Annotated in this window: 20 protein-coding genes and 1 riboswitch; of the genes, 9 read left to right on the top strand and 11 right to left on the bottom strand. The window is 44.6% G+C overall.

Annotated features, from left to right (window positions below; translation table 11 throughout):
- The first annotated feature begins 19 nt into the window (after nucleotides 1-19).
- Both NFI81_RS02230 and NFI81_RS02225 read left to right on the top strand, forming a co-directional pair.
- A complete protein-coding gene (locus NFI81_RS02230) occupies nucleotides 20-493 on the top strand; it encodes a sterol desaturase family protein (protein ID WP_234614507.1) in 474 nt (157 codons plus the stop codon).
- Nucleotides 490-1,215: a lycopene cyclase domain-containing protein gene (locus NFI81_RS02225; protein WP_234614508.1), complete on the top strand. Its 726-nt coding sequence runs from the start codon at nucleotides 490-492 to the stop codon at nucleotides 1,213-1,215. Before NFI81_RS02230 ends, NFI81_RS02225 begins: the two co-directional genes overlap by 4 nt.
- Here the strand turns inward: NFI81_RS02225 and NFI81_RS02220 are convergent.
- The 3 genes from NFI81_RS02220 to NFI81_RS02210 are packed head-to-tail and all read right to left on the bottom strand — an operon-like array spanning nucleotide 1,192 to nucleotide 4,970.
- Nucleotides 1,192-2,340: an NAD(P)/FAD-dependent oxidoreductase gene (locus NFI81_RS02220; RefSeq protein ID WP_234614509.1), complete on the bottom strand. Its 1,149-nt coding sequence runs from the start codon at nucleotides 2,338-2,340 to the stop codon at nucleotides 1,192-1,194. The two genes, NFI81_RS02225 and NFI81_RS02220, sit on opposite strands and share 24 nt — an antisense overlap.
- Nucleotides 2,324-3,019 carry a methyltransferase domain-containing protein gene (locus NFI81_RS02215; RefSeq protein WP_234614510.1) on the bottom strand — a complete coding sequence of 232 codons (696 nt, stop codon included), beginning with the start codon at nucleotides 3,017-3,019 and terminating at the stop codon, nucleotides 2,324-2,326. The genes NFI81_RS02220 and NFI81_RS02215 overlap by 17 nt, the downstream gene beginning before the upstream one ends.
- Nucleotides 3,012-4,970: a UbiA family prenyltransferase gene (locus NFI81_RS02210; protein ID WP_234614511.1), complete on the bottom strand. Its 1,959-nt coding sequence runs from the start codon at nucleotides 4,968-4,970 to the stop codon at nucleotides 3,012-3,014. The genes NFI81_RS02215 and NFI81_RS02210 overlap by 8 nt, the downstream gene beginning before the upstream one ends.
- Nucleotides 4,971-5,212: 242 nt before the next feature.
- Here NFI81_RS02210 and NFI81_RS02200 point away from each other — a divergent pair, with 242 nt between their 5' ends.
- Both NFI81_RS02200 and NFI81_RS02195 read left to right on the top strand, forming a co-directional pair.
- Nucleotides 5,213-5,689 carry an Lrp/AsnC family transcriptional regulator gene (locus NFI81_RS02200; protein WP_234614512.1) on the top strand — a complete coding sequence of 159 codons (477 nt, stop codon included), beginning with the start codon at nucleotides 5,213-5,215 and terminating at the stop codon, nucleotides 5,687-5,689.
- Between the two features lie 6 nt (nucleotides 5,690-5,695).
- Complete coding sequence (locus NFI81_RS02195; protein ID WP_234614513.1) at nucleotides 5,696-6,643, top strand: EamA family transporter; 948 nt, start codon at nucleotides 5,696-5,698, stop codon at nucleotides 6,641-6,643.
- Between the two features lie 18 nt (nucleotides 6,644-6,661).
- Here the strand turns inward: NFI81_RS02195 and NFI81_RS02190 are convergent, their stop codons facing one another.
- Both NFI81_RS02190 and NFI81_RS02185 read right to left on the bottom strand, forming a co-directional pair.
- The gene (locus NFI81_RS02190) at nucleotides 6,662-6,913 is read right to left on the bottom strand and encodes a hypothetical protein (protein WP_234614514.1); all 252 of its coding nucleotides are present in this window, start codon (nucleotides 6,911-6,913) and stop codon (nucleotides 6,662-6,664) included.
- A 22-nt stretch (nucleotides 6,914-6,935) separates the two neighbouring features.
- On the bottom strand, nucleotides 6,936-8,114 hold the full coding sequence (locus tag NFI81_RS02185; RefSeq protein ID WP_234614515.1) for a cysteine desulfurase family protein: 1,179 nt from the start codon (nucleotides 8,112-8,114) through the stop codon (nucleotides 6,936-6,938).
- A 178-nt stretch (nucleotides 8,115-8,292) separates the two neighbouring features.
- Nucleotides 8,293-8,386: riboswitch (SAM riboswitch) on the bottom strand.
- 196 nt (nucleotides 8,387-8,582) lie between these two features.
- Here NFI81_RS02185 and NFI81_RS02180 point away from each other — a divergent pair.
- From NFI81_RS02180 to NFI81_RS02175, 3 genes are all read left to right on the top strand, one after another.
- The gene (locus NFI81_RS02180; RefSeq protein ID WP_252176032.1) at nucleotides 8,583-9,002 is read left to right on the top strand and encodes a HEPN domain-containing protein; all 420 of its coding nucleotides are present in this window, start codon (nucleotides 8,583-8,585) and stop codon (nucleotides 9,000-9,002) included.
- Nucleotides 8,981-9,103, top strand: coding sequence for a hypothetical protein (locus NFI81_RS26375; RefSeq protein WP_255717420.1), 123 nt, complete (start codon nucleotides 8,981-8,983; stop codon nucleotides 9,101-9,103). Before NFI81_RS02180 ends, NFI81_RS26375 begins: the two co-directional genes overlap by 22 nt.
- 83 nt (nucleotides 9,104-9,186) lie before the next feature.
- Nucleotides 9,187-9,345, top strand: a complete 159-nt coding sequence (locus tag NFI81_RS02175) for a hypothetical protein (protein WP_234614517.1) — start codon at nucleotides 9,187-9,189, stop codon at nucleotides 9,343-9,345.
- A 90-nt stretch (nucleotides 9,346-9,435) separates the two neighbouring features.
- Here NFI81_RS02175 and NFI81_RS02170 read toward each other — a convergent pair whose 3' ends face one another.
- From NFI81_RS02170 to NFI81_RS02150, 5 genes are all read right to left on the bottom strand, one after another.
- On the bottom strand, nucleotides 9,436-10,860 hold the full coding sequence (locus NFI81_RS02170; RefSeq protein ID WP_234614518.1) for a sulfatase: 1,425 nt from the start codon (nucleotides 10,858-10,860) through the stop codon (nucleotides 9,436-9,438).
- 489 nt (nucleotides 10,861-11,349) lie between these two features.
- Nucleotides 11,350-12,282, bottom strand: a complete 933-nt coding sequence (locus tag NFI81_RS02165) for a type 2 periplasmic-binding domain-containing protein (RefSeq protein WP_234614519.1) — start codon at nucleotides 12,280-12,282, stop codon at nucleotides 11,350-11,352.
- A 325-nt stretch (nucleotides 12,283-12,607) separates the two neighbouring features.
- Nucleotides 12,608-13,477: a ThuA domain-containing protein gene (locus NFI81_RS02160; protein WP_234614520.1), complete on the bottom strand. Its 870-nt coding sequence runs from the start codon at nucleotides 13,475-13,477 to the stop codon at nucleotides 12,608-12,610.
- Between the two features lie 55 nt (nucleotides 13,478-13,532).
- Nucleotides 13,533-15,776 (bottom strand): M1 family metallopeptidase, encoded by a 2,244-nt coding sequence (locus NFI81_RS02155; RefSeq protein WP_234614521.1) that lies wholly within the window; start codon nucleotides 15,774-15,776, stop codon nucleotides 13,533-13,535.
- Nucleotides 15,777-15,990: 214 nt separating this feature from the next.
- The gene (locus tag NFI81_RS02150; protein WP_234614522.1) at nucleotides 15,991-16,185 is read right to left on the bottom strand and encodes a hypothetical protein; all 195 of its coding nucleotides are present in this window, start codon (nucleotides 16,183-16,185) and stop codon (nucleotides 15,991-15,993) included.
- A gap of 145 nt (nucleotides 16,186-16,330) precedes the next feature.
- Here NFI81_RS02150 and NFI81_RS02145 point away from each other — a divergent pair, with 145 nt between their 5' ends.
- Nucleotides 16,331-16,558: a hypothetical protein gene (locus NFI81_RS02145; protein WP_234614523.1), complete on the top strand. Its 228-nt coding sequence runs from the start codon at nucleotides 16,331-16,333 to the stop codon at nucleotides 16,556-16,558.
- 441 nt (nucleotides 16,559-16,999) lie between these two features.
- Here the strand turns inward: NFI81_RS02145 and NFI81_RS02140 are convergent, their stop codons facing one another.
- Nucleotides 17,000-17,983 carry a GlxA family transcriptional regulator gene (locus NFI81_RS02140; RefSeq protein WP_234614524.1) on the bottom strand — a complete coding sequence of 328 codons (984 nt, stop codon included), beginning with the start codon at nucleotides 17,981-17,983 and terminating at the stop codon, nucleotides 17,000-17,002.
- A gap of 128 nt (nucleotides 17,984-18,111) precedes the next feature.
- Between NFI81_RS02140 and NFI81_RS02135 the strand changes: the two genes are divergently transcribed.
- Nucleotides 18,112-18,888 (top strand): DUF899 domain-containing protein, encoded by a 777-nt coding sequence (locus NFI81_RS02135; protein WP_234614525.1) that lies wholly within the window; start codon nucleotides 18,112-18,114, stop codon nucleotides 18,886-18,888.
- Nucleotides 18,889-19,018: the final 130 nt, after the last annotated feature.

The following is a 19,018-nucleotide window of genomic DNA, read 5'->3' as shown; positions in this document are numbered from 1 at the left end:
GCTGACAGCCTGATTAACAATGAGTCCCTGGATAGTAAATACATTAATCGTACTGGCCGCATTTATTGGAATGGAATGTGTGGCGTGGCTGGCACATAAATACCTGATGCACGGCGCATTATGGTTTTTGCACCACGATCACCACCAGCGTGACGACGGTGATTTCTTCGAAAAAAATGACTATTTCTTCGCGATCTTCGCTACGCCCGGAATTCTCTGCCTTTTGTTTGGAGTGAATCAGGGATTCAACTTTTTCTTCTGGATTGGATTGGGGATCACGATTTACGGTTTCACCTATTTTCTGGTGCATGACATCTTCATTCATCAGCGCTTCAAAATGTTCCGCAACACCGATTCTGTTTATTTGAAGGCAATTCGCCGGGCGCACAAAATGCACCATAAGCATCTTGGAAAGCATCAGGGAGAATGTTTTGGCATGCTTTGGGTGCCTTTGAGATATTTCAGGGAAGCTAAAAACGCGGCTGCCAAATGAATTTTCTCTATCTGCTTGTCGACCTGGGAGCCATTGCCGTCCCGGTGCTATTTTCATTTCATCCCAAAATTCAGCTTAACAAAAGGTGGCATTTGCTTTGGCCTGCTATTTTACTTTCGCTAACCCCTTTCGTGATCTGGGATAGTTATTTTACAAAAATCGGCGTATGGGGTTTTACGCCTAAATATTTGGTAGGCAGTTACTTGTTTGGCCTTCCCATTGAAGAAATCCTGTTCTTCATCTGCATTCCGTATGCTTGCCTTTTCACTTATTACTGCTTCCGTATTTACTTCGGAACGGATTACCGCATAAAAAATGAAAACCTTATCACCGCCATATTCCTGTGCTTTACCATCGCAATGGGTGTGACTTATTACGACCGCTATTATACATCGTGGACGGCGGTCGGTTTGGTCGGGTTTTTGTTGTTTCTAAAATTTATTGTAAAAGCTAAGTGGCTGAGCCTGTTTTATTTCTCTCACATGTTTTTGCTGATCCCATTCTTCATTGTAAACGGGATTCTCACCGGCTCGGGGCTTGACGAGCCGGTTGTTTGGTATAATAATGCTGAAAACATTGGCGTAAGGATCTTTACGATTCCGTTTGAAGACATTTTTTACGGCATGTTAATGCTGCTGCTGAACACTTTTTTGTTTGAATATCTGCTGGCCAAATACCCCGTTCCTGAGAAGGAAAACTTAGAAACGGTCTCCGTGCGTTAGGGAAACCAGCTTGTTGGTGAGCCTTGGCAATTTGTCCAAGGTCTTCAAAGCCAAGTCTGTAGCGTTTCTTTTTCCAAACAAACCCTGCAAATAATAACCTGCGGTGATCCTACGAGCGAAAGCATTGTCCCAGGCTGTTTTATAGTTTGCCGCAGTCGCTTCCTTCGTCTGCTTTTTCTCGAAATAATGAATCAACTCACCAGCCAAAATTTTCGAGGCGCGCATGCCCATGCTCATGCCATTGCCACATAGCGGCGTAATGGATCCGGCCGCGTCACCAAGCAGGAAAACGCCGTCTGTCTGAGTCTGTTTTTTGGAGAAATGCACATTGCTGATGACGAGCGGATTGGGGTTAATGAAGTCAGCACGAGAGAAGTAGTTTTTCAAAAAAGGATTTTTTTGCAGCACATTTGCCTCCATTGCTTTGATGTCCTTTCCGTTCTCCTGCAAGTTGCGGGACGTCGTTAGGTAACATAAACAATGCCAGTCCTGATCTACTTTCGAAACTCCGCAATAGCCGTCTTTGAAATTGTGAAGCTCAATGCGGTTAGGAGACAGATCTGTTTTGATGTGATATTTAACACCGATGTAATTGTTTTCATTGCCAGCTTCGGCCGCCATTTCCTGTGACACTTCGGGCGATAAAAATTGCGGCATGTATTTGCCGTAACTGCCGCAAAGGATCTTTACATGAAAATTCCCAAGGCCTGTTTTAACCTCGAAACCTTCCTGACCATTGTTTTGCAAACCATTAACCCGGCAATGCTCCCGAATGTCGACGCCTTTTGAAGACGCAATGCGAGCAAGCGTGTGATCCAGGCTAAACCTGCTGATGCCAAACCCTCCCATTTGCAGTTTATGTTCGAGCATAAAACCTTTTTCGGAACTGATCCCGAGGTTGGTAATGACAGGCAAGCTGAGCGCATCCAGATCCAGAGCAAGACTTTTGAGAAAATCCCAGCTCTCCAGGGAAATGTATTCACCACAAACTTTGTGAAAAGGAAACTGATTTTTCTCAAACAAAACAACTGAAACGCCCCGATCCGCAAGCTGGATAGCAAGGCAAAGACCGGCTAGCCCCCCGCCAATAATGCCGCAATCGTACGTCTTAGCTTGCGTTTCCATAAACTATCACTTCGTGCCTGAATGCCCATTTATTACGGACCGAATATTTGACTGCGCCCGCTTTTTGCAAAAGGGATATCCATTCTATTTTCTTAAAACCTCGCAAAACGGACAACGGAGCATCATTTTTAACCAAATAAGACTTTGAAAACAACTGCGTCAGCCATTTAATTGAGTAGTAAGCCAACGGATTCCGTTCCAGATCATTGATCACCAAAACCGATTTATTCTCCAAAGCAAACCGTACAAGCTCAACCAGTTGATTTTCTGCTAAATGATGACAAAACAGGCACGCGTGAATGATATCAACCTGTTTCAAATGATTGAAAATGTGCCGGTAATCATCGCAAATCAGCTTGACCGGCGAAGATTTCAGATTTTCTTCCGCGTAAGTAATGCAAACCGGCTTAATGTCCACTCCATATAAGTCAAGCTGATAACCACCATGCTTGTTCCATTGGTGAATGCGTTTCAGCGTATCCCCCCCGCCACAGCCGATATCGACCAAGATGTACGGTTGCCCGGGCTTAATGACCTTTTTCAGCGCGTCAAACGAAATTTTATAACCGCCCAGCCAGTGATTGATAAAGTCCAGTTCCCGTAAATTCTGAAAAAGGTCCGAAGACGGAATCTCCTCTTGGTCAAGCAGTTCTTTATCCTGGCTGCGGAATTTAAACATAATGCAGCTGCATTGTTTCAATGCTCAATCCCGGACCGAATGCTGCGGTAAAGATGCGGTTTCCAGCGTTTTCAGGCTTTGCTTTTTCAAGAACTTCTTTCAATACAAACAAAACGGTAGGCGAAGACATGTTACCATAATTTTTAAGCACCTGATACGTAGGCGCCAAATGACATTTGTCGAGTTCCAAAGCGGCAGCAAAATCGTCTACAATGCGTTTTCCGCCCGGATGAACGGCCCAATGTTTGAAGTCTTCCGCCGCCAGCCCGATTTTTGACATCATCGGTTTGATATTTTTCCGGATCAGATCCGGCACATAGGACGACAAATTCATGATAAAACCCGTTTCCGACAATTGCCACGCCATATCGGAATAACCATTATGGAGGATCAGCGAGTTAAATGTGTCAATTTCAACAGCTTGCAGATAATGCTGCTCAGGCTCGGCGGTTACCAGAACAGCTGCGGACCCATCTCCAAAAATTAAATTCGAGAGCAAATAGTCATCATTATATCGCTTCTGAAAGTGAATGGTGCAAAGTTCCGTACAGACAACCAGCACCTTTGCCCCGGGCTGGCTTTTGCAGATTGCGTCCGCATTTTTCAGCGCAATAATCGCCGCATTACATCCCATAAAATTGACGCTGCTTCGCTGTATCGTTGGATTAAGGTCCAGTTCACGCATGAGCTCCACGTCCAGGCCCGGCGCAAAAAGGCCGGTGCAGGTAACGGTTATCAAATGGGTTAATGTGTTTTTTATTTGTTCAAAACCCTTGATTTTCTCGATCGCACTTCTGGAAAGCTTCGTGGCATGCCGCTGATAAATTTGCATGCGTTTACTAAGCGTCGGCTCGGGGAGTAATGTGGCCGTCTTGTTGAAAAATTCGTAGTCTTCGGGTGATTTATCAAAGTCTGCAATTACGGAGTAGCGGTTATCAATGCCCGTTTTCCCTGCAACTATTTTAATTTTTCTTTTATTGGTCAGGTCATCAGTCGATTTCAGGTAGAAGGATGCCAATGCTTCTTGCGAATAACAATATTCTGGAACGGCTGTCTCAATAGCGGATATATAACTCAATGGAATTCTGTTAATTATAATTAAAACTATGAAACAACTATTCATGCAAATGGCTGCGATCCAATTCATCCGCATCGTATTCCTGAAATTTGCTTCACTCCTATCCTTCCAGACTTTGTAGAACCAATAGCTAAAATAGAGCACGATTGGCGCAAAGAACACCTGGATAATGTAAAAAACCATTCCAAGGTCGTTCGATGTAAAATACAAATAATAAAATACATTGCACAGCAAAAACATCAGCGCTGTGAACAGAAACGTGCCTATGTAACCAAGCTTATAACTTAATGTTACAACACCGTCTTTCAGGTCCTGCTTATGCTGGTAGATTTGCGTTAACGGATATGCACCGGCAATTTGAAACGAACAGCCCAAAAGCACATAAATATGTTCTTCATTCAGCACCAGCGCATTTCCCGACACGCCCGCGATGGACATATAATAGGTAAACGCGCCCTGGAAAATCACTACGACCAGAAACCCGGCGACCGGATATTTCTTCAAGCGGATCTGCCTCGAACTATATGCGCGTGATGCCGCAATGTAAAACAACAGGCAGCCTGCGAACAAAGTATTTACGAACAGCATCGCTAAAACGATCGCGGTAAAATCCAGAAATATTGTGAGATAAAACAGGCTGACCGTCGGCATTGGCGGTTTCTCCAGTCCTCCAATGCTGTCCTCGTCCCTATCCACGTAACTATTGTAACCATTACTCGCCGGGTAAATCAGCAGGTGAATGATTAAAAATGCAAACAACGCCTGACGATGCACAACCGTATCTGCCTGACTGTAAGCGAACAGGAACAGGGGCATCAGAAAAAACGAAAAAGGGATCCTGAGAAGCTTAATTGTGTTGCCATCGATGCGCATGGCTCAATTTAAGAAGAAAATTGATGCCTATCAGCGCCGGATGTGAGCCGACTGCCGTCTTCACATCCGATCGCTCCTCATCCCCCGACCAGCCATGCCCGTATTCCGTCGCAGGCTGATACCCGAACAAAATGTTAGTTTCAGACAACGACGTGCATGATTCTACCTATTAACTGAATTATATACAAAATATAGGCTTAAATTTTGAATATAATTCTGAAATATTATAACTTCACAGAATTATGAACGGAACGGAAATTATTCTCGATAAAACGGACCTTGGCATTCTGCGCCTTATGCAAGGAAATGCCCGTATTACCAATGCGGATATTGCCCGTGAGCTGGAAATGGCACCCTCAGCCGTCCTAGAAAGAGTTAAGAAGTTGGAACAGAAGCAAGTAATATTGCAGTATACGGCGCGAATCAATCCGGTGGCTATAAATCAAAAACTGCTGGCATTTATTTCGATGAAATCGTCCGAGGGAATGGGTTCCAACAACACGGCGAAGGAGCTTGCGAAAATTCCCGAAGTGCAGGAAGTCCACCACATTGCTGGGGAGGATTGCTATCTCGTGAAAGTAAGAACCGCGGATTCGGCGTCACTGATGCATTTAATGCGTAACACTTTTAGTAAAATCCCTAATATACTTTCCACCCGGACAACCATTGTTTTGGAGACAGTTAAAGAAGAACAACAGTTAGTCATACCTGAAAAATAAAAGATCATGCAAGCACAAAGTAAAGCTCCTTCCACCCTGTTGGTTGTACTGGCTTTTGCCACCGTTTACATCGTATGGGGATCTACTTATTTCTTTATCCAGCGCGCATTGGCAGGCTTCCCGCCGTTTTTTCTCGGCGCTTTCCGCTTCATTACGGCCGGGGTTATTATGTTAATCTGGAGTTTGTTGCAAGGAGAAAATGTGTTCTCCGCCAAAGCCATTAAGCCAGCGATCATTACCGGACTTTTGCTGCTATTTATCGGAAATGGCATCGTAATCTGGGTCGAGCAATTTTTGCCCAGTGCCATGGTCGCCATCATGATATCTTCCTCCCCACTTTGGTTCATACTGCTGGACAAGCCGAAATGGTCTGAAAACCTGAGCAACAAATCCACGATTGTAGGTTTACTGATCGGATTTGCGGGTGTTGTGCTTTTGTTTAGTGAAAAAATAATGGTGTCCATGTCTTCCTTGAACAGCTCCCGCGATTTGTTTGCGATGGCGCTTGTTGTTTTTGGTTCAATGGCGTGGGCAGGCGGTTCTTTGTATTCCAAGTATAAATCCGGCACCAATTCAGCCACGGTTAACTCAACCTGGCAAATGCTCGCAGCTGGCATTGCGTTTCTCCCGGGAAGCATTATTTCCGGAGAGCTCACCAGCATAAATTTCGCTGCCATTCCGCTGGATGCCTGGCTGGCAACAGCTTATCTAATCGTTTTCGGGTCAATCGCCGGGTTTGGTGCCTATGTATGGCTTTTGAAGGTGCAGCCAGCTACGAAGGTTAGCACCTATGCATATGTAAATCCAGTTGTCGCAGTCCTGTTGGGCATATTCTTTGCAAAGGAATCCATTTCTGTATTACAAATCGTCGGGCTGATGATTATCCTGGGAAGCGTCCTTTTGATCAACCTCCATAAATACCGGAAGCCGAAACAGGTCGTCTCGGCTTACTAAAGGCATCCTTAAACATCATCAGCAAAAGCCTGTGTCTGTAATCTGCTCCACTTCGGAAATGTCATGACTCCCTCTGATCAGGTTAAAAATTTGTTCGAAATCAATCAGTTGTGACGCTTCAAATGCAATCACACCTACGAATTCCCGTCCCTTGCTAATGAAGTTAAGGTGTTTAATTTTCGCACCTTTGACCGATTCTACAATGGATGTGATCTTGTGGAGACTTACAGCGTTTCTGTAAATGATTTTCAGAAAAAAGATTTTGCTCATGTTGATGTTTAAGCTTGCGTGCTCAATGCGTTAATTCAAAACGAAAGCGTGATTGATATTTTTGCGTAACGGGATCGGCGTTGTAAATGTCTGCAATGGCCTGAACAATGTGATCGATCTCGTCAAATGTGTTAAACTTGCTGAATGAAAAACGGACATTTTCTTTGTCCTTTTGACAAGGGAGTGCGGTGATTACATGTGAGCTGCCCTGACTCGAACAAGCACTCCCGCCCGAAACCGCAATTCCTAGTTTATCAAGGCATTTGACCAGGCTTCCGGCAGTTAGGCAGGGAAACGAAACATTGAGAATGTTCACCAGACTATTTTCAAGTGAATGGCTTTCACCATTGTAGCAAATGCCATGCACGCCACTGATCGCCAGTTTTGAAACCATATATTGCTTCAATTTCGAAACCTTGATATGGTTTGCGTCCAGGTCGCGGTAAGCCACTTCGAGCGCTTTCGCCAACCCGACGATGCCGGTCACATTCTCTGTGCCGCCCCGCTGGCCCTTTTCCTGGCCGCCGCCGAAAATTTGCGCTTCAATGCGGTGCTTTTTGTTAATATAAATAAAGCCTGCTCCCTTAGGCCCATGAAATTTGTGGGCGGATCCCACCAGAAAATCGACGGGCGTCTGGCTCAGATCGAACCATTGCTTACCGATTGTCTGGGTGGTGTCCGTAAAAAAAATGGAATTATAACGTTGAGCAAGTTTATAAATCGCCTGGATATCTGTAAGATTTCCAATTTCATTATTGCCATGCATCAGACTGATCAATGTCCGTGGATTGGCTCTTAAAAGATTTTCAAGATGGTAAAGGTCTACATTGCCGCGCTCGTCCAGCTTCACAAAGCTTGTTTCAATGTCGCCTGATTTTTCGTGTTGTAAAATGGTCTGCAACACCGCCTTATGCTCGATTTTGCTTGTCACGACATGGTTTATATCGTAGGTCCGGATCGCACCGGAAATCGCAAGATTGATCGCCTCGGTTGCGCCGGAAGTGAAATAAATTTCATCCGGAGATGCATTCAAAATCTTCGCAACTGTTTTGCGCGCATGATCAATCGCATCTTTCACCCTGCGCCCGGCCCAATGTGTGGAGGATGGATTACCAAAGCTCGCGGTAAAAAATGGGAGGATAGCTTCAATCACTTCCGGATCCAGTGCAGTTGTGGCGGCATTATCGCAGTAAATTTCCATGTTGATCTAAGTTTTAAATTTGACTGTTTCAGTTTGTTGATTTCGAAATGCCACACGCTTTCCTGGTCGCTATCAACGCTTCCGCCTGTCGCGAAATTGGCATAGGCATTCCTGGATAAGCTCATGGCTTTCCTATTAATTCACTGTTACTCTGTTTACTCCGGTGGTTGGATTCTCAGATTTATCATTAGAATTAGGTTGGGGCACCTTAAAAAGTCATAGGTTGCCAGAAGATCATAGAGCCTAACCTCTCCCTTCCTTCTTTATAAATCTACTAATTCGATAGACAAAGATTAAATAAAGATTTTAAGAATGCAAGTGGAAGGGGAAATTTTTGTTTTAGGTAACCGGTTGTCCAAAGAATACGGCCTAATAATCAATCAATGAAACCTTCGGCTCAATAAGCATATTTAAGTGGAGGTCAAATGTGGCTATTATGCTAGCTTGCAAAAAAATAACACACTAGCATTGGCCACTTCCTCAGATTTACGAATATTAGCGTTAGCCCGGCTGAAAGAAGCAATAGCTTTATACGAAACCGGCTTTTATGACGGCGCTTATTATCTGTCTGGATATGCAGTGGAGTTTGCATTAAAAGCAGCTATTTGCAAAAACTTGAACATGGATATCTTTGTAAAGCATGCTGTTTCAGGCAATGTGTTGAAAGCATTTCAAATCCACGACCTCTCGGATCTAGCCGTTCTTGCTGGATTAAAAAAAGACTTAATTGAGCTGAGTAATAAAAGCACGTCATTTAACCCGGCCTGGTCCATAGTTTCGGGTTGGAGTGAACAAAGACGCTATCAATTCGGTTGTAAAAAGCATACGGTAAAAATTTTCATACACTCCGTCAACACAGTAATATCATGGATAAAGCAACACTGGTGAGAAGGTTGAAAGAATCGTTTCTGCAAAAGAGAAGTTCAGGCTTGATTATAGATGCGATCGGTCTTGTGCCAGCTTATCACGGCCTTGTCGAAAACCGCTAACACTTGGCGTCAGTGCACCGTCATTAAGAGACATGCATATTTATGATAGAAGGGGTGTAATTATAGATATATTATTCGAGTGTTTGGCTCTGGAAGAAAGAACTTTCATTGACCGTGTACGCGTTTTCGAGAATATTGCAGAGCTTGAAGCTGCCAAGGAAAATGAATTTGAAGAATATCCTTACGAGGGTTATGATTCTTACGCCAGAGTTCCCAAAGCTGAGTTATATGAGGTAGCTTAAATCCTTGGATCAAATCTTGATTTTAACTGCCGAACAATACATTGATACAAATAAGAAAGGCCCTTGCGGGCCTTTCTTATTTGTATCAGATCACTTCGTATCTGGGTAGCCCTTTTGCAAGAGCATCGACATTTCGCTTACCGTAATGATGTAAGTGGTTTCTTTTGCCAGATTGGTGAATTCGTTTGGGTCCTTTTGATGGTCGTACAATTCCGCACCGGCTTTTCCTCCGTCCCATTCTGTATATCTGAAACGTTCTGTGCGCACGCTGCGGCCGAAGATTTGGTTGCTGCGCACTTGGGTGTAAGCGGCTTTGTCCCAAATTGCATCCGGGTTTTTGAGTAATGCTGTCAGGCTTTTGCCGCCCAGTTTTTGGGTGGGCGTTAATCCGCAAAGCTCAGCCAGTGTTGGATAAATATCCAGCAGTTCAACAGTTCTGCCGGAGGCCTTTCCCTTTGTGCCACCCGGCACGGAAATAATCAAAGGAACGTGTGCTGAATTTTCAAACAGGCTATGCTTCATCCATTGCCCGTGCTGGCCAACATTATAACCATGGTCACTCCATAAAACAATGATCGTTTTATCAGCCAGTTTCAGTCTGTCGAGCTCGTCCAGCACCCTTCCCACTTGCGCGTCCATAAACGAAATACTCGCGTAATATGCCCTTAATGCTACTTTTCTGTTGACAACCGATAACCCCCAATGGGATGGTTTGGTAAAAAGTGCGGCTTCCGGGATATCATCGAGGTCATTTTCGACTTCTTTGGGAAGTGGAATTGTGGCCAGCGGATATTGGTCAAAATATTTTTTTGGAGCTACGTAAGGTGAGTGTGGGCGATAAAATCCAACGGCCATAAAAAACGGCTCATTTTTCTTTTCCTTTAACAACTTGATCGCCTCGCTTGCCACCATGCCGTCGGTCTGCTCTTCGTCTCTTCCTTCGCTGGCATGCCAGGCCAGCGCGCTGCCCAGTCCGCGATCAGGTGTCAGGTTTTTTACCAATGATTCTTCTGTTTTGTCTCGTCCATTCGGATTAACCTTATGGTCCCAGGATATCGGATCGTCCAATCCATCCGTCCCAATCTGTCCCGGAACACCATAATGATAGATCTTCCCAACGCGGGCGCTATAATAATCATTGTTTTTGAACAGCTGCGGCAATGTCACCACATCAGGTAAAGTCTTGCGAAAATGCGTTTGCAGTTCGTAAATTTTGGTGATATCAGGCCGTTGCCCTGTCAGCAGTGAAGAGCGGCTCGGGCTGCACAATGGATATTGCGTATAAGCCCTGTCGAACTTAACGCCTCGCCTCGAAAGGCGGTCAATATTTGGTGTTTTCACATACTTATTGCCATAGCAGCCAAGGTCTGTATTAAGGTCATCGACAGCTATGAAAAGCACATTCAACTTCTTTTTAGCATTGCCATTTTCCTCGTCCTCAGCGTAACTTTTATGAACATTAAACCCGGAAATTGAGTAAACCAGCAATGCGGAAAGTAAGTATCGTTGTATCATTAGTTATGGGATTTATCCTTGTCCCTCCTTCACGGTCGGGGCTTCTTTTGTAATGATACAAGGCAATGATTTTGCCAGTTTGCTTTTATCGGCTGAATATTTTTAATCCTTCGCCAGATTACTGAGCTCCTGCGGATCATATTCGTGATCATATAACTCCTCGGAACCATCATTACAGCGTATATAACGCCACTTTTCTGAGCGTACTGCATGGTTTCCAAAACCGTGAGTTGTCACCGAAGGATGTTCCCGGGCCGCTGAAGGATTTTTTAAACACGGCCCAATGCTGTTTCCTTCCAACTCATTTTGGCGGGCAAATTACACAATTCCGCCAGAGTTGGGTAAATATCCAACAGATTTACAGTCCGTTCTAAATTTGAATCTATGATCGCGTTTTGGTTTGGCGATTTTTACGCCCGAATTTGAGTGGTTTTCACGGCTCCTTCCAAATGTATATATACGCGGAAGGATACTTATTTAAGCCGGTTGTTATTTCACAGCTGCGAATCTTTCGATTTTCTGTTTTTCTTCTTGCAGGCGTTTTGGGTCCGGTTTCAGATAGCCGAACTGCTGTAAATCTTTCTGCGCATTTTCTGCCACCCATAAGAGAAATTTCTTAGCCTCAGGATTTGCGTTATGCCTGTCAATGGAAAGGTGAATGTATTCGATCGGCACATTTTTGATCTTGTCGTTGTCTACGCTGGCCAGCACCTGATCCAGGTTTTCAAGTGATTTTTCTTCTTTCGAAATCCTGCCATTGCCATCCAGGTCAACCGGGATCAGCGCGATTCCCTCAGCTGGCTTACGGGTTGTGAGGTCAAAGGCAAGTCCCGGGATTGTATAAGTTATTCCGGTTTCATCTTTCAATAATGCCTTGATCAAGTGTTCATCCGCACCTGCAATGGTTTTGCCCTTGATATCCTTTTGCTCATAGCCGAAATATTTCGCGAATGTGATCGGTGCTCCGGCTTTTTGCAAGCGGGTGTAAACAGTGTATGGCGTATCTAGTGTTTTGTCCTTTTCTGCGTAAATATCGTGAAAGAAGATTTGCTTGTAAGTCTTCTCATTCAATCCTTTCTCCACATAGGCTTTCGCAAACGCTGACTTTGCATTGGCGATGGGAAACAACGCATAACGGGCGATTGAAATGTATTCGCGCGTTTCCTTCACTTCTTTTTCCTGTTCGTAGGCTTCAATGAGCAGGTCGTATTTTGCCGGGTCCGTTACCGTTCTGGTTTCAATGCGAATCTGCGCCTGCGGATTAGCAGCTTTATAATCCCCGATCCATTTCTCCACCAAAGGATAAGCGAACCGCACGCCGGTAATGACAACTTCATTGGGATTTGCCGTCTGTGAAAATACCGACTGACTGATTGCCAGGGACATACCCGTGGCTACAAGTAATGTGTTAATACTTCTCATAATAATATAAGAGTGATGATGGGACATGCTCGGCGCATGGTTTTTGGAAGAAATACTGGTTTTTGCTTAATACTTTAGTGGCAACAACAGCATGTTGCGAAGCGCGGAAGATATTCAGAATTGACCACCATGGACGTAGTTACCATGTTCGAAGAATTTGAATTCATCGTTTTTATAGGTTAATAATGTTTCTGCTGTCCCTCTTGCTGGTGGTTAACAAGAAAGAACCCTACTAATTTGATAGACAAAGTAAAGTTAAAGAAGAATGAATAACAAGATTTTTTTATTCTTTGTTGAAAATGGTGGAAATCTGAGACCATTACCATTACTCCACCTTCTTCGTCAGCGCGTTCAACTCAGCTTCGGTTGGGGTTGTGGACGGGATTCCTTCTTTTGGGATTTGGGCTTTGGCGGTCCAGGCGATGGCGTTGAGGACGACTTTTCTGAAATTATCATTGCCCCAGTTTTTATGCATATGACCGCCCGAAAAACCAAATCCGCGCCCTCCGTCCGGACGCTCTAACGCCCACGCGACGGGCTGCAATTGTTTTTTGGTGAGCACCGCTTCCCGCACGGCGGGATTATTTGAATGCGTTCCATCCTTTCCTTTCAATGTGGATTCCGGCGGGAGCGCTTGTAAAATGGGCGTAATGTTTTTCATATTGTCTGCAAATCGCATGTGGTAATACCATTCGTCTTGTATAGAAAACGGCTTAACACCACTGGCAATCGGATGATCGGGGAAACTGGAAAAAGCAGCTTCCCAAACCGGATTAACAGACCAGTTGATCTCAAAATACCCGCCTATCCAATCTTTAAAATGATTCCCAACCTTTCCTTCCGGCACTTCCAGTGAAAAATGCAGCATAACCAGCCCTACACCTTTCTTCGTCAACCGATCGATCTCAGCCAGATGTGGCATCAACAAATGATCCCCGCCGCCATCGGCATAAATAACGATGGCAGCCGCATCATTTAAAATCGTGCTGTCTTTTGGCCATCCGTTTTGGACCAGTACAGCATTAGCACCGGGCAGTCCTTCATTCATCGCTTTGACGAGTAATGTGCTGCCACCATGGTGTTCGTGCTCTCCTTTGCCGTGGCTATCTGGCCCGGCGATAAAAACAATCTTCTGCGCCAGCAAGTTAGTACTCAAAAATGCCAGTATTAATGTGATTTTCAGTATCGGCTTCATCCTTGTTTTATCGGTCGGTTATGGATGAATGTTGGTAAAAAATCACGCCATCTGCCTATTCCTTAAAAAACCGGACTGCCTTTATCATTTTCGCCCCGGTATCTTCCAGCTGCAAAATGTAAATTCCGCGCGCTAATTTGGAAACATGAATTGAGCCTGCATGGAGTGAAGAGATTTGCTCTGCCAATGCCAGATGTCCGTCTGAATTATAGATCGAAACTGTTCTTGCACCTGGTGCAGCATCCGTGGTTTTGAAAAATAATTCACTTTCCACCGGGTTTGGCGAAACGATGAGATCTGATTTTTGCAAATTTTCACAAGTGTTCCGAACAATGCTTGATTGCTGGGTTTGACCATCCACATCATGTTCAAGAATCCTGTAATATTGCCCCTTTGCAAGCCCGATATCCGTGTATGTATAATGTTTCAAATGTGCACTGTTTCCAGCAGCATCAACAGAACCGATAACCGACCAGTTGACCGCGTCAACACTATTTTGAATTTCAAAATAACCGGCATTTATTTCTTCTGACGTGGTCCAAACGACTTGCGGCTGGTCTCCCGAACACTGCATCTTTACGGACTCAAATGTGACCGGCAGCGGATCAGAGACTTGAACAACATTGTTATTCTTACTGATAAGCCACTTTTCAGGATCAAAAGTCACCTGATTAGGCGTAAATCCAAGAGGTTCGAGAAATGTCTGGCCATTAGCAACATTATTCAGCACAACAAGCTTCTTTTGGCCGGTTCCGGTATTTTCGAAAAGCAGCGGCACAGGGAGTTCGAAGAAGTTTACAGATGCATGAGACGTCGTCTGATCCAGTTTGACCTGAACCTGATCATTCTCCGTAAACCACTCTACTTTGTATGAAGGATAACCTTGACCAGTGAACCACTGATTAAAAAAGTAGGTCAAATCTTTGCCGCTTGCAGCTTCTAAATGACTTTTGAGTTGAGCCGTTGTGGCAAACCCATATGCGAGTGCGGGGTCCTGCAAATTGTTTTTAATGGCTGTAAAAAATACGGCATCACTCAATATCCAGCGAAGCATATAAAGCAAATGTGAGCCCTTGTAATAGCTTAACCGCTGGTTGAAAATGCGGTTTGGATCATTCACATTATCCACCCACACCGATCCGTCCGGCTGCGCGGTGACGGCATTTATCTGTGCATTTCGGTAAACAGCGGCATTGGCTGGCGTCATGTTTTCAATGTAAATGCTGGCCATATGGGTTGCAAACCCCTCATTAAGCCAGATATCTTCCCAATTTCCGCATGTAATTTTATCCCCGAACCACTGATGCGCCAGTTCATGTGCGATCAGATTTTCGCTCATATTGACCATGAAAGAGCAGGTTTGGTGCTCCATGCCGCCGCCAAATGCAAATTGGACATGTCCGTATTTTTCCTTCTTGAATGGATAGTCGCCTAATAAATTGCTGAATTGGACCATTGCATTCATCGCATTCTGCGCACCGGCCGCGAATACGGCCTGGTTTTCGGGATAACAGTAAGTTTGCATCGGAATCGTTGTGCCACCGATCACTACGCTGTTGTTCAGCACATTATAATTAGAAACTGCAAGACAAACCAGATAGCTTGCGATGGGATAACGATGCTTCCAATACGTAACGACTTTTGAGTTTGCAACGGCGGTTTCGGACTGCAAAATACCATTGGAAGCGCCTTTATAATTGGCCGGGTGTTTCAGATAGACGTCTATGGAATCGGCTTTATCGTCCAGCCCGTTCTTGCAAGGCCACCAGTCCCTGGCACCATACGGCTCACTAACCGTCCACATGGTAGGGTCCTGGTTGGGTCCGTGTGTGGCGGTTGCAAACGGGCCGAAAGCAGTCGGCGGAACACCTTCGTAAATGACGCTAATAGAATCCTTTGCCCCACTGGCAAGCGGCGACTGAAAAGAAATGGTAAGCAGATTATTGCTATGAACAAATGATAAAGCAACATTATTTCTTGTTACTGAGCTGACCGTGTGCTCATTAGCAAGATCCAGCACAAGGGAATTGCCGGACGCTGTCATGACGAAATGCGTTGTTACCTTACCTTTAATATAGCGAATGGCCGGATCCACATCCCACTCACAACGATAATAAGTTACATTGAAATTCTGTGACGCTGCTGTTCGTGCATTCAAATCACCTGCGGTCATCCTGCGTTGAAAACGTTTTTGCTCAACGTCAGCGATTTCCTCAATTTCAGTGTTTTTGCTGTCCGCTTGCTGCGCCTGGCAGACATTACTAATAATAAGAAAGAGAACGGGTAGAAACAATCTCATATTCAGCAGGTTTGGTTTGTCTAATTATTTGTAATATGCTTAGCAACCTTCCTACGAATATGAATAAAATTACTCGAACAACTAAAATCCATTTACCCAGGCGACTGTATGGATTTTTTTACGGTATAGTGGTGAAAAAGTCTACACATTGAAACGGGTTCAATGTGAGACAGGACAATAATATGATCATAAAGCAAAAACTGGGGAAGTCAAGTTACTGCAACTTGACTATATAACTTCCATCCTCCCCTTTTTCAGGTAGTGACATTTCCAGTGCTTCACCTTTATTTACTCTCAAATAATTTTCAACGGCAAGAATCGCCTCGTCTTCCGACGATGCATTGGTTACAGACAATGTAACTCCGGCTTTGACCGATCCCGAAGGATCCCTATTTTCTATATTTGGCATATCTGTGTTTGTTTTTACGTTACTCAGTTATAATTCCCATACCACAATCGCTATCCAACAAAACAGCCCACCGATTGGCGGGCTGTTCATGTTTCAAAACCTAACTTTACTCAGTTATTATTTCCGAGGAGTTGATGGTTTTGAAGTGCTGCTACCTGGAACTGTTGATGATGGCGTTGTAGCACTTCCCGGCACTGTTGATGATGGGATAGTAGTACTCTGCGGCACAGTTGAAGGTTGTGTTGTATTGTTTGGAATGCTTGAAGCCGGCACATTGCTGTTAGGCGTTGTGTTCGATGATGGCTGCGTTGTGCTTCCTGGTACAGTTGTCGATGGCTGTGTAGTCGAACTTGGCACAGTGCTCGATGGCTGAGTAGTTCTGTCAGGCACAGTTCCCGGCGGGATTGACGATGGCCTAGTTGTTGAACTTGGCGTGGTCGTCGATGGCTGGGTTGTTGTCGTAGAACCCGGCTGTGTTGTCGAACCCGGCTGGGTAGCTCCCGGTAAAGTTGATGGTTGGGTGGTGCTTCCAGGAACTGTTTTCGGTTGCGTTGAGCTTCCCGGCGTGGTCGACGGTTGCGTTGTGCTGGACGGCGTGCTGCTTGACGAAGAGCTGCTCGAAGGCGTGGTCGTTTGAGCGAACACGGCTGTTGATCCTAATAATGCGATTGCTAATATATTTAATTTAATAGCTTTCATGACAATTGGTTTTAGTGATGAATCTTTACAGTTATATGATATTATAAAGATTAATTAAAAAGAATCGTACCAGAACCGCATGCCAGTCTTCATATTTATTAAAACCTGCTGAAAATCAGGCTGCAATCGCGCCCGAGCGGCTGTATTTTTTCCTGTAATCCTGAGGTGTGAGTCCTGTGATCCTTTTGAATACGCCGCGAAAAGTCTTCATATCATTGTATCCCGAATCGTACATTACATTGGCAATATCCTGCGAGCTGCTTTCCAGGGCCTTTTTCGCAGACTCTATTTTCACGCGCTGAATATATTCCAATGGTGTATTTTGCGTAGCTGATTTAAATCTCCGTATAAAATTCCTTTTACTCATATGCGTTTGGTCAGCCACCTGGTCTATGGAAATCTGCGTGTGATAATTTTGCTCAATGTAGGTTTGCGCTTTCAGGATCACTTCGTCTTCGTGCCTGCGCTGCCCTTTGAACACCGCAAAGTGAGCTTGACTTACCCGATCCATGTCAATGGAAAACATTTTACTTACCGGAATGCAGACCGCGCGACCACAAAACTTCTCGATCAGATAAAGAATTAAATTCAATGAGGAAAAAGCGCCTCCGCTCGTGTAAACCCCTTCATGATCGGTCAGCACCATGTCTGAAAGCACCTCCGCATCCGGATATCTTTTTTTCATGTCATCAATAGCCATCCAGTGCGATGTGCACGTTTTACCTGATAACAAGCCTGCCTCGGCCAGAAAATAGCTTCCTACGCACAAGCTGGCCACTTCCACACCTTTTCCGCTCATTTCTTTTATCCACGCAATTGCTGCTTGATTTTTGGATAGCAAGTTCTCCACATCGCCCAGAAAAGCCGTTGCTATGATCAGGTCTGCGTCGCTTACCTCCTCAAATGTTTTGAGCGCAACAAGTTGGGTATGCCCCTCGAGGCGGATGTTGTCGGATCTTTCGCCGACCAGTTCAACCTCAAATGCTGCCGGTTTACCCGCGGTGGCAAGGATCTGGTTCGTGCCTGCGAACAGGTCTAAAACACAGGAAATGGATGATAATACGGCGTCTTCATGTACAACAAGTGCAATTTTTTTCATGACAAGGTAAATTGAGTTTGGCTAAGAAATTTGAACATTCTGTCTCAAACACCCCCTAAATCCGGCGTTTTTACACAGCTTGTTTTACAAAATTATTGGGGAAGTTTGTAAACATCAATAACATGGACATGGAAAAACAAAATGAAATGATGGACGCAATTTCAGCCGAAAGCACTGAGCACCATCGCATTGTCTCGCAGCAGGAATGGATCGAAGAACGCAAAGAACTGCTCAAAAAAGAAAAGGAGCTTACCCGCCTTAATGACGAGCTGGCCCGTAAGCGCCGCCAGCTGCCGTGGGTGAAGGTAGACAAATTATATTCATTTGAAAGCGAGCAGGGCAAGGAAACATTATCAGACCTCTTCGGCGGAAAAAGCCAGCTGATCATTTATCATTTCATGTTTGCCCCGGGCTGGAAAGAAGGCTGCCCGGGTTGCTCTTTCCTGGCTGATCATATAGATGGCGCTAATCTGCACTTGGCGCACCACGACGTTTCCGTGGTAGTCGTTTCCCGTGCTCCTTTGCAGGAATTGCTTCCATTTAAAAACCGCATGGAGTGGAAATTCAAATGGGCCTCGTCCTTCGGCAGCGACTTCAATTATGACTATTTTGTTTCTTTTACCCAAGAGCAAATTGATAATGGTGAAGTGTATTACAATTACCGGAACCAAATAAATGATGAAGGGACGGAATCACCAGGAACGAGTGTGTTTTTCAAAGACGAATTGGGGAACATTTATCACACGTATTCCAGCTATTCACGCGCCGGCGACATCCTGATCGGTGCTCATAATTACCTGGATCTGACGCCAAAAGGAAGAAACGAGGATAGTACAATGGACTGGATGCGCCATCATGATAAGTACGATGATTTCAAAAAAGACACTGGTTCCTGCTGTCATTAATGCATACGAAGGGTTGAAATAAGGTTAAATCAATGTGTTTGGGAATAAGAAGTAAAACGCCGCTTCAAGTTTCTTTTTGGTAATGTCCGTTTTATCAAAAAGACAATCTTCCTAAACCATCATTAAGCAG

The sequence above is a fragment of the Dyadobacter fanqingshengii genome, from assembly GCF_023822005.2.
GTDB lineage: Bacteria > Bacteroidota > Bacteroidia > Cytophagales > Spirosomataceae > Dyadobacter > Dyadobacter fanqingshengii.
The sequence above is the reverse complement of the archived record's forward strand: the minus strand, read 5'-3'. Positions and strand labels throughout refer to the sequence as shown.

What these genes read in the sequence shown, in the direction of transcription:
- NFI81_RS02230 (WP_234614507.1), top strand. Translation starts at nt 20, where the DNA reads ATGAGTCCCTGGATAGTAAATACATTAATCGTACTGGCCGCATTTATT.
- NFI81_RS02225 (WP_234614508.1), top strand. Translation starts at nt 490, where the DNA reads ATGAATTTTCTCTATCTGCTTGTCGACCTGGGAGCCATTGCCGTCCCG.
- NFI81_RS02220 (WP_234614509.1), bottom strand. Translation starts at nt 2,340, where the DNA reads ATGGAAACGCAAGCTAAGACGTACGATTGCGGCATTATTGGCGGGGGG.
- NFI81_RS02215 (WP_234614510.1), bottom strand. Translation starts at nt 3,019, where the DNA reads ATGTTTAAATTCCGCAGCCAGGATAAAGAACTGCTTGACCAAGAGGAG.
- NFI81_RS02210 (WP_234614511.1), bottom strand. Translation starts at nt 4,970, where the DNA reads ATGCGCATCGATGGCAACACAATTAAGCTTCTCAGGATCCCTTTTTCG.
- NFI81_RS02200 (WP_234614512.1), top strand. Translation starts at nt 5,213, where the DNA reads ATGAACGGAACGGAAATTATTCTCGATAAAACGGACCTTGGCATTCTG.
- NFI81_RS02195 (WP_234614513.1), top strand. Translation starts at nt 5,696, where the DNA reads ATGCAAGCACAAAGTAAAGCTCCTTCCACCCTGTTGGTTGTACTGGCT.
- NFI81_RS02190 (WP_234614514.1), bottom strand. Translation starts at nt 6,913, where the DNA reads ATGAGCAAAATCTTTTTTCTGAAAATCATTTACAGAAACGCTGTAAGT.
- NFI81_RS02185 (WP_234614515.1), bottom strand. Translation starts at nt 8,114, where the DNA reads ATGGAAATTTACTGCGATAATGCCGCCACAACTGCACTGGATCCGGAA.
- NFI81_RS26375 (WP_255717420.1), top strand. Translation starts at nt 8,981, where the DNA reads ATGGATAAAGCAACACTGGTGAGAAGGTTGAAAGAATCGTTTCTGCAA.
- NFI81_RS02170 (WP_234614518.1), bottom strand. Translation starts at nt 10,860, where the DNA reads ATGATACAACGATACTTACTTTCCGCATTGCTGGTTTACTCAATTTCC.
- NFI81_RS02165 (WP_234614519.1), bottom strand. Translation starts at nt 12,282, where the DNA reads ATGAGAAGTATTAACACATTACTTGTAGCCACGGGTATGTCCCTGGCA.
- NFI81_RS02160 (WP_234614520.1), bottom strand. Translation starts at nt 13,477, where the DNA reads ATGAAGCCGATACTGAAAATCACATTAATACTGGCATTTTTGAGTACT.
- NFI81_RS02155 (WP_234614521.1), bottom strand. Translation starts at nt 15,776, where the DNA reads ATGAGATTGTTTCTACCCGTTCTCTTTCTTATTATTAGTAATGTCTGC.
- NFI81_RS02150 (WP_234614522.1), bottom strand. Translation starts at nt 16,185, where the DNA reads ATGCCAAATATAGAAAATAGGGATCCTTCGGGATCGGTCAAAGCCGGA.
- NFI81_RS02140 (WP_234614524.1), bottom strand. Translation starts at nt 17,983, where the DNA reads ATGAAAAAAATTGCACTTGTTGTACATGAAGACGCCGTATTATCATCC.
- NFI81_RS02135 (WP_234614525.1), top strand. Translation starts at nt 18,112, where the DNA reads ATGGAAAAACAAAATGAAATGATGGACGCAATTTCAGCCGAAAGCACT.